This window comes from Protofrankia sp. Cr1 (genome assembly GCF_963555865.1).
GTDB lineage: Bacteria > Actinomycetota > Actinomycetes > Frankiales > Frankiaceae > Protofrankia.
Window position 1 is genome coordinate 1 of the sequence record NZ_CAUVXO010000430.1, and the last position, 4,496, is coordinate 4,496.

5 protein-coding genes and 1 pseudogene are annotated in these 4,496 nt (G+C 68.8%); 5 read left to right on the plus strand and 1 reads right to left on the minus strand.

The annotated features are described in order from the left end of the window. From U9980_RS22940 to U9980_RS22960, 5 genes are all read left to right on the plus strand, one after another. Positions 1-659: methyltransferase (locus U9980_RS22940; protein WP_322769836.1), on the plus strand; the 659-nt coding region annotated here is incomplete at its 5' end. After that, the gene (locus tag U9980_RS22945) at positions 656-1,507 is read left to right on the plus strand and encodes a hypothetical protein (protein WP_322769837.1); all 852 of its coding nucleotides are present in this window, start codon (positions 656-658) and stop codon (positions 1,505-1,507) included. The genes U9980_RS22940 and U9980_RS22945, both read left to right, overlap by 4 nt. A gap of 17 nt (positions 1,508-1,524) precedes the next feature. Beyond that, positions 1,525-2,475 carry a GNAT family N-acetyltransferase gene (locus U9980_RS22950; RefSeq protein WP_322769838.1) on the plus strand — a complete coding sequence of 317 codons (951 nt, stop codon included), beginning with the start codon at positions 1,525-1,527 and terminating at the stop codon, positions 2,473-2,475. 17 nt (positions 2,476-2,492) lie between these two features. Next, on the plus strand, positions 2,493-2,693 hold the full coding sequence (locus U9980_RS22955; RefSeq protein WP_322769839.1) for a hypothetical protein: 201 nt from the start codon (positions 2,493-2,495) through the stop codon (positions 2,691-2,693). Continuing rightward, positions 2,686-3,963, plus strand: coding sequence for an ATP-binding protein (locus U9980_RS22960; protein ID WP_322769840.1), 1,278 nt, complete (start codon positions 2,686-2,688; stop codon positions 3,961-3,963). The genes U9980_RS22955 and U9980_RS22960 overlap by 8 nt, the downstream gene beginning before the upstream one ends. A 77-nt stretch (positions 3,964-4,040) precedes the next feature. Here the strand turns inward: U9980_RS22960 and U9980_RS22965 are convergent. After that, positions 4,041-4,496: pseudogene (locus tag U9980_RS22965) on the minus strand (restriction endonuclease); the annotation flags it as partial.

The window sequence follows — 4,496 nt, forward strand, 5'->3', positions numbered from 1 at the left end:
CTACCAGGCAGCGCGTCGTGGACATCGGCGGCGGTGCCGGACAGCAAGCTCTCGCGCTGGCCCGCGCGGGCCACCATGTCACCCTCGTCGACCACGACCCCGAGATGCTGACCGCCGCACACGACGCCCTCGCAGCCGAAGATCCCGACGTGCGTCGGCGGGTCGACATCGTCGATGCTCCCGGCGAGCAGGCGAGTGGGGTGATCGGCGGCGACTGGGACCTGGTGTGCTGCCACGGGGTCCTGATGTACCTCGATGAGCCCGGTCCGATGCTCACCGCGCTCGTCGACCTCGCTCGCCCCGACGGCGGCCTCATCTCGGTCCTCAGCAAGAACGCCGCCGCGCTGGCCATGCGCCCCGGGATGGAAGGCCGCTGGAGCGATGCGCTGGCCATGCTCGAATCCAGCACCGAGACAGGACGCCTCCACGTCCCCAGCCGCGCCGACACCGTCGACGACATCAGCGCCCACCTGACCGCCCAGGGCGCGCGCACGGTCACCTGGTACGGCGTCCGGACCTTCACCGACCACCTGCGTGACACCCCTGTCGGCGCCGACTTCGACCTGATCTGCGACCTCGAATGGGAAGCCGGCCGCCGTGACCCCTACCGCCAGGTCGCCCGTCTGTTCCACCTCCTCGCCATCCGAACCGCTACATGATCGACACTTCTGCGGTCGACTCTGCGAGGCTGACCATCCTCGGCGCCTTCGCTTTAGCCCGCCGGCTCTGCCAGCCCCAGTGCTTCGGCTACCACGCGACCTGGCGGCTGTTCCGACACACCGGCCTGAAAGCGAGCCCGGGATGGCACACCGATTTCTACCGCACCGCGCTCGCGCCCTTGGCCGCCAACCGGCCGCTGCGGATTCTCATCTGCGCCGCGTCCGACGAGGCCATGCTCGCCACCCTCGCCATGATTCTCGACCGCCGCCACGTCGACATCCACCTCGTCGACGCGTGCGCGACCCCGCTCGTGCTGTCCGCCACCTACGCCCACCGCCAGGGCATCGCGCTCACCACCATCCAAGCCCACGCCCCCGATCTACCCGACGTACCTGGCCCGTTTGATGTCGCGGTCACCGACGGCCTGCTATCCCTCCTCGAGGGACCCGCCGCTCGCCACGCCCTCCTCGCCCGGCTCGCCAGCCTGCTCACCCCCGACGGCCGTCTCCTTTACACCACCCGCATCGCCGGACCCAGCAGCGTCCTCGAATACGACCGCGTGGGACGCACCATCCAAGCGGCAGCCGCCTATCTCGCCTGGCCCGGCGACACCCGCCAGCGCCACGATCTCGCCCGCCGCATCCTGACCCGGCCGGCACGCCGCAGCCCCTTCACCATCCCCGACCAGCTCCGTACCGCGTTCAGCCGGCATTTCACCCACGTGGCTGTCGCGCAACGACCAGGACAGCCAACCCTCCCGCTGCGGCTCCACCCCGCTGCGCTGACCGGCAACGCCAGCCGGTGCATCCAGGTCACAGCCGACACCCCGATACCTCCGGCACGCTGACGGGAGGTCGGCCGGCAATGAACCCTCTCTCGTTCGTCGACTACCAGCCGAACCCAGCCCTCGACACCGAACTCGCCGCGCTCGCCTACGCCTGCCTACGGGGCTGGCCCGACCAGCGACCCATCACCGCAGCCCTCGTACGCTCCCGACTCCACCCGATCGGACACGCCCCGGCCACCACCCTCGGACTCCACCACGACGATCACGGCGCCCTCACCGCCGCCGCAGCAATCCGCTGGCCAACCGGCACCGGCGACGTCGGCCGCATCTGGGGACCTCTCGTACATCCCACCACCCAACGCAACGGTCTTGGCCGCGCGCTCCTTGACGGCATCCTTACCGTCGCAGGCACCATCGGCGAGCGAATCACCACCGCCGAAATCCCCGCAACTCGGCTGCACGGCTGCGCCCTGTTTCACACCGCCGGCTGGACGCTGTCGGACAACGCAGCTCTCTTACGCTGCAGCCTTCCGCTACCGCAAGCGGACTACCCCGGACTTCGGTTCCGACATCCGCGACCCGACGAGAACATTCGCGATGTTGTTGCCAAGCTCTATCACCTGACCTACCCCGGAGCCGCTCCGGACATCAGCGCACACACACTCGCCCGATGGTCCCAAGATGAACGTTTCCAACCATGCAGCCTCACCCTCGCCGAAGACGATCAGCGCACAGTCGCGATAGCCCTCGTTTACCCTCTCGCCCACACCCATCCAGACGAACCCGCCGAAGCCCTACTCGGCGATATCCTTATCCATCCCGACGCCTACGACGAGACATTGCTCCGTCAGGCCCTCATCGCCCACGCACTAAACTCGGCATCTCCCCAGGCATCTATCGGCCGCTTCATCACCACCGACTTGCGGCTCGCTGGCACCCTCACCCAATCCGGCTTCCGCCTCATCGACACAATTCTCCGGTACAAACCCGGCCATCGAGGCGTAACCCCTGCGGGCCCGGTGACCTAGGAGTGGGGCGGAGCAACGTGGACGCCCGTCGGTTCGTCGTGTGGGATGCCCAGGGCAGACCGCTGGGAGCGTTCGCGGAATTCGAGGTCGCCCACGAATGGGCCCACCTGCGCGTGTTGCAGGAATGGACCCCGCTGCCGCTGACGATCGACGACCGGCCAGCGAAAATCAGCCGCCGATTGTGTGGTGTGGGCGCTGCGAGCTGGTCGCGTGGGTAGAATCCGCCGTGCGGCCCGGCTGCGACTCGCGAACCGTCGCCGCTGGTCCGGCGGCCGTGGCGAGCCATCGGCCCGCGCCCTGCCAGCCGAAATGACCACCCCGGCCGCTGGCTCCCGGATGGGGCCGGGTGGACTGAACGTCCAAGTGCGCCCCGTAATACCGCCGCGTCCCCGCATGTACGGCTACCTGTCGTCGGCGGCGAGCACGCCGCGGTGGATGGTCGTGGAGCCGCTGGGCCAGCAGATGCGGACCTACGCCGACGCCGCCGGATTCACGCTGGGCGCCGTGTTCGTCAACCGTGGCGACGACGGCCAGTCGGCCGCGTTGGCGGCGCTGGTGGACGCCGTACGGCACCACCGGGGCGAGGCCGTGGTGGTCGTCGTTGGCGCACCTGGGTGGCAGTCCCGGGGTGCGGCTGGCCGTAAAGGAGCTGATCGAGGATCAGACCGGCGCAGCCGTCCACACGTTGCCGCCGTGCTGGGCCTGGCCGTGCCCGGCGCCCCGCGACCCGGCCAGCGCGCCGTGAGCCCTCAGCCGTCGTCGGTCGTGCGGGTGGCCGTGGAACGCTTCCCGGCCGACGCTGCGGCGGTGCCGGCTGCCCGTGCCGCCACCGTCCGTCTGCTCCGCGGCTGGGCGTTCGACGCCGCGACCGTGGAGACCACCGAGCTGGTGGTGTCGGAGCTGAGCACCAACGCCGTGCGGGCAAGTGCGGCCGGCGACATCATCGCCGTCCGGTGGACCGCCACCGGCGGCACAGCCCTCACGGAAGTCTGGGACGCCACCGACACCCCGCCCGCGATCCAGGACCGTCCGGCCCTGGACGGGGAAGGTGGACGCGGCCTGCTCCTGGTTGAAGCGCTCAGCACCCGATGGGCCTGGTACCCGGTGACGACCCCCGGTGGCGGCAAAGTCGTCTGGTCGGAAATCCACGCGGAATGGCAACCGACGCCACCCGCAGCGCGATCCGAGCCCAGCACGTCCGGCACACTCGGCACCCCAGATTCGCCGCTGCCGCTGCGAACGCCGCGCGGCGGGCCGGAAGCGTCGTTCTCGGTCGTTTTCCGGGACGATCCCGAGCTACTTCAACGGATCGTCGACCGGCTCCGCGCGCTCGACGACTGGCATGTGCCGAACCTCGACGGCGGGCCACTCCCAGCGCACAGCCGACACCGGGGAACACGGGCGATGAACCACCGGCCAAGCCGAGACCGCACCCGACCGGGTCACCGTCACGGCGAGGCTCGCGGACGACAGGACGGGCAAGCATGATGGCCAACCGCCACCACCCCAGCAATGCAGGCGGACGCCAGCGACAACGGACACGCCGACTTTCCGCGGCTTAGTCGTCAGCGCCCGCGTGACAGTTCATACCAAATTTCACCCTCCTGCTCAGCGTGGCGAATCTTCTCCTCGAGGGCGTCGACGAAGGGCCATGTCTCAAAAATGAGCGCCAGGTCGAGCCCGGACATGAGGATGACGTTTGTCCTGCCGCCCCAGGGAAAGCGTCGTACCACCTCATCCTGGAAACCCGCCACGGACAAAAAAAGTCCGCGCACACTCTCGATCTTCGTGTCGACCTTGAACTTGAAATCCGCAAGGTCGCCCTGGTCGGGAGGTTGCCGGCGCCAGCGAGACTCCAGAAGATAGGTGAACCCCTTGAACTCGAAGGCGCCGTCGATCTGCTCGGTTGGCGTGCGGTACGAGGGGCGAAAGGGAACTTCGTGGAGACAGCAAAGGTCCGCGAATAGCGTCTCCAGTTCGTAGCCGCGCCGCTGCGGGGTACCTGCATCACCATCCTGGAG

What these genes read in the sequence shown, in the direction of transcription:
- U9980_RS22950 (WP_322769838.1), top strand. Translation starts at nt 1,525, where the DNA reads ATGAACCCTCTCTCGTTCGTCGACTACCAGCCGAACCCAGCCCTCGAC.
- U9980_RS22945 (WP_322769837.1), top strand. Translation starts at nt 656, where the DNA reads ATGATCGACACTTCTGCGGTCGACTCTGCGAGGCTGACCATCCTCGGC.